This window comes from Neochlamydia sp. TUME1, from assembly GCF_000813645.1.
GTDB lineage: Bacteria > Chlamydiota > Chlamydiia > Chlamydiales > Parachlamydiaceae > Neochlamydia.
The window spans coordinates 1-2,729 of record NZ_JRXI01000212.1 but is presented as its reverse complement, the minus strand read 5'-3'; the positions used below and the strand labels follow the sequence as shown (position 1 = coordinate 2,729).

The following is a 2,729-nucleotide window of genomic DNA, read 5'->3' as shown; positions in this document are numbered from 1 at the left end:
AGGATTTTTACCATTTAAAAACAACTCTACAGCTTTATGCCGAAGCTGTTGCTGAATGACTGGGGGTAATAAACGAGCATCTGAATATTTCATATGCTTTAAACATAGTTTTAAAGGTAGTAAGTGTCAGCTAATTTGTACTCCTACTAATACATAGAAATCAGCTCACCTCCCTTCCGGCAGAGATAGGGCGGCTACCAGAGCTCCGAGTGCTTTACTTAAAAGATAACCAGCTCACCACTCTTCCAACCGAGATAAGGCAGCTGTCTCAGCTTAAACTGCTTTACTTAAATCAAAACCAGCTCACCGCTCTGCCTACAGAAATTGGTCAGCTGTCTCAACTACGGGTGCTTAAATTAGGCCAAAACCAGCTAACCACACTTCCTACAGAAATCGAGCAGCTGTCTAAGCTGCACACGCTTAAATTAGCAGAAAATCCTTTGAAAGATATTGCCAAAAAAATAAGGCAGCGTTTTCAATTGTAGAATGGTTGTAAGTACTTTTTAAATTGGGGTGAGCTAAAATGAAATAAAAAACTTTTAGCCATCTTATCTTTAAACAAGTCATCCGCTTTCCTTCCCGCAACTAAGTTAGCTTAAGCTAACCTACACATTTGTAACGACAAGAAGCTTTTCTCTTTTTCTGCAGATTGCTATGCTGGGAAAACAACCTTTCTTGACTGGAAGAATCTAGGCGTATTGTATTTCATCATTCGGTAAAAGAATTAAAACATTGCACCAAAAAAAGCCGTTTTTCTCAAATAAGGCAAAGAATCAATCTCATTCTTTTAGCCGCACCAAAATTGCCGCATCACTTAATCGCAAAAACCTGTGGCTGCTCCTAAATACTTGGAAGGTCTCCCCCCTTTCCGTGAATCTATCTGAGAAAAAAGCGCTATTAGATCATTTGTGAGTTGTTTTTCATTGATAAGGATACGAATTCAGTTGACTTGCTTTTTTAATTTTTATATTGTTCTAACAAATAAAAATGCTGGAAAGCTATCCCTATCCAAGGAAATAAAATGCATCCTATCTCATCCACATCTATTGAGAGCTTGCCCAATGAATTGCTGCTCCCTATCTTAGAGGCTTGCGCAGTTCCTTCCTTATTTAGCGTCTGTAAAAGATGGCATCATCTGCTGGCTACTGAAATCATGCCTTCTCTTTATAAAAAAATAGCCCAGCTTCACTTCCCCAGGGGGAATGCCACTACCCAGCGAACTCTTATGTTAGCTAAAGTTTATCAACTCAATCCTGTACTTACCTCTACTGAAAAAGTTTATCGAGTTTTTAAACAAGTTTTTACCTTAGCTAAATCTATTTCTCCTTTAGAATTTAAAGAGAAAACAGAAGAAAAAAGAGGCTTAACTCTGGCTAATTACTCTTCTTATCTTTTAAATATTAATCGCCTTTTACTTTGGAAAAAGCTTCCTGGTGGGGAAGAATACTTGAGCCGAGAAGAAATTAAGCACTTGCCTCTAGAAAAAAAAGGAGAGCTTCTTAGAGATTGGATTGAAGAAAATTGTAAAGACCTAACTTTGCTAAATTTATCTAAAGCAGGCTTGACTTATTTACCCTCAGAAATATGCCAATTATCTAAGCTGCAATGGCTTGAATTAAATCAAAACCAGCTCACCAGCCTGCCTACAGAAATCGGACAATTATCTCAGCTGCAAAGGCTTGAATTAAACCAAAACCAGCTCACTAGCCTGCCTGCAGAAATAGGGCAGCTGTCTCAGTTGCAACGGGTTAACTTAACTCGAAACCAACTCTCCAGCCTTCCTGCAGAAATCGGGCAGCTGTCTCAGCTACAATTGCTTTACTTAAATCAAAACCAGCTTACCAGTCTGCCTGTAGAAATCTGGCAGCTGTCTCAGCTGGAAGCGCTTATCTTAAGCTTCAACCAGCTCACCAGCCTGCCTGCAGAAATCGAGCAGCTGCCTAAGCTGCAAGTACTTTACTTAAATCGCAACCAGCTCACCAGTCTTCCTGCAGAAATAGGGCAGCTGCCTAAGCTGCAAACGCTTAAATTAAATCAAAACCAGCTCACCAGCCTGCCTGCAGAAATCGGGCAATTGCCTCAGCTGCTAGATCTTGATTTAAGCCAAAACCAGCTCACCGCTCTTCCTGCAGAAATAGGGCAGCTGTCTGAGCTGCAAACGCTTAAATTAAATCAAAACCAGCTTACCAGCCTTCCTGCAGAAATAGGGCAGCTGTCTGAGCTGCAAACGCTTGAATTAAATCAAAACCAGCTCACCGCTCTGCCTACAGAAATCGGGCAATTGCCTCAGCTGCAAACGCTTGAATTAAATCAAAACCAGCTCACCAGCCTGCCTACAGAAATCGGACAATTATCTCAGCTGCAAAGGCTTGAATTAAACCGAAACCAGCTCACAAGCCTGCCTGCAGAAATCGGGCGATTGCCTCAGCTGCTAGATCTTGATTTAAGCCAAAACCAGCTCACCAGCCTGCCTGCAGAAATCGGGCAGCTGCCTGAGCTGCGAGCGCTTAACTTAAATCAAAACCAACTCACCGCTCTGCCTGCAGAAATCGGGCAGCTGTCTCAGCTGCAAGGGCTTCACTTAGCGGATAATCCTTTAAAAGATATTCCAGAAAAAATAAGGCAGCGTTTTCGATTGTAGAATGGTTGTAAGTACTTTTTAAATTGGGGTGAGCTAAAATGAAATAAAAAACTTTTAGCCATCTTATTTTTAAAGAAGTAATCCGCTT

At 41.1% G+C, this 2,729-nt stretch carries 2 protein-coding genes; both read left to right on the top strand.

Annotated elements, in window-relative coordinates:
• Positions 1-149: 149 nt before the first annotated feature.
• A complete protein-coding gene (locus DB41_RS09765) occupies positions 150-485 on the top strand; it encodes a leucine-rich repeat domain-containing protein (RefSeq protein ID WP_255350941.1) in 336 nt (111 codons plus the stop codon).
• Between the two features lie 536 nt (positions 486-1,021).
• Positions 1,022-2,641, top strand: coding sequence for a leucine-rich repeat domain-containing protein (locus tag DB41_RS09760; RefSeq protein ID WP_052244113.1), 1,620 nt, complete (start codon positions 1,022-1,024; stop codon positions 2,639-2,641).
• The last annotated feature ends 88 nt before the right edge of the window (positions 2,642-2,729 follow it).

What these genes read in the sequence shown, in the direction of transcription:
- DB41_RS09760 (WP_052244113.1), top strand. Translation starts at nt 1,022, where the DNA reads ATGCATCCTATCTCATCCACATCTATTGAGAGCTTGCCCAATGAATTG.